This window comes from Polaribacter sp. (assembly GCF_965656025.1).
Lineage (GTDB): Bacteria > Bacteroidota > Bacteroidia > Flavobacteriales > Flavobacteriaceae > Polaribacter.
Map to the genome: position 1 here is coordinate 1 of NZ_CBFHJT010000152.1, position 1,187 is coordinate 1,187.

Below are 1,187 nucleotides of genomic sequence, written 5' to 3' on the forward strand. Positions count from 1 at the left end.
TCATCTATTTTATGATGAGATTCCTGGTCAAAATCTATGGTGTCTTTAGGATTTTGTAAGGTTTCTTGATAACTTTTAATTCTGTAAGGCACATTTGCATACACAAAAACATCTTCTGTAAAGTTTTCTGACAATCTACCAGGATAATAATTCTCGATAAACTCTAAGAATTTTAATAAATAAATTATTTGATGATCTCCCCAATAACCAATGTAGGACCAAGGATCATCTGGCTCTATTGTTTCCCAATCAAAACCATCTTTGGTAACTCTATAAGGATTGTATCCATCAAACGTAGAAGCGTTTAAAAATTTATGAATCATACCTTCTATAAACTCAGGATATGAATGCGCTAATGCTTCCCAATTTTGAAAAATATCTCTCCAGTTTCCTTCGTAATCTAAAATCTTAGAGCCATCAATTTCACTTTGTGTATTGATTGAAAAACGGTTCCAAGGCCTACTTGGATCACCATGCCTACGACTAAATTTTAATGGTAAATACTCTAAACACAGCCTTTTAAAATCTTTGTCTTCATTTGACTTTGCTATATTTTTTAGATAATCTACCGAAAATTCTTCTGGAAAACTGTTTATTATACTTTGTTGATTTTTAAATACTTCATTGTTTGCACCTTTTAAGTATTTTTCAAAATCATTTTTTTCAATTTTATAGCCATCATCAAAAATACCACCTCTCATGATATTGAAAAGTGTATTTGCAAAATGACGTGTATTTCTTAATTGAACTTCCCCTAATTCTAAACCATCAGAAGCTGCCACTAATTCTACTAAATGTGCTGTACCTTCATCAATACTTTCTTCAAGTAATGTAGATAAATTAGATTCGTTTTTAATAAGTTTTGCCAAACGATGATAATCGCCTAAATCTTGATTTACGTTGGCTATTAAGCTCCAAGATTCTTCTGAATTTGCTTCTAAAGACAAATCTTGAATTGTAAAATAAGCTCCTTTTTCTGCTTTTGCATCAACTTCTTGATGAATTTCTTCTCCTCTTCTAAAAGCATCTAATTGTCTTGATGAAATTAAATATTTTGGATTTTTAACCCCTAAAGACCAAACTAAATTGGATTTTAACGCTTCACTAGGTTCTGCTTTATCTACAATAATTGCACTTAGTGCATAAATACCAATTCCTGAAGCGGTTTCTAACTCACATTTTTTATA

Annotated in this window: 1 pseudogene; it reads right to left on the reverse strand. The window is 30.7% G+C overall.

Features of this window, described 5'->3' with window-relative positions:
• A pseudogene (locus ACTG3S_RS14520) lies at nucleotides 1–1,187 on the reverse strand (hypothetical protein); the annotation flags it as partial.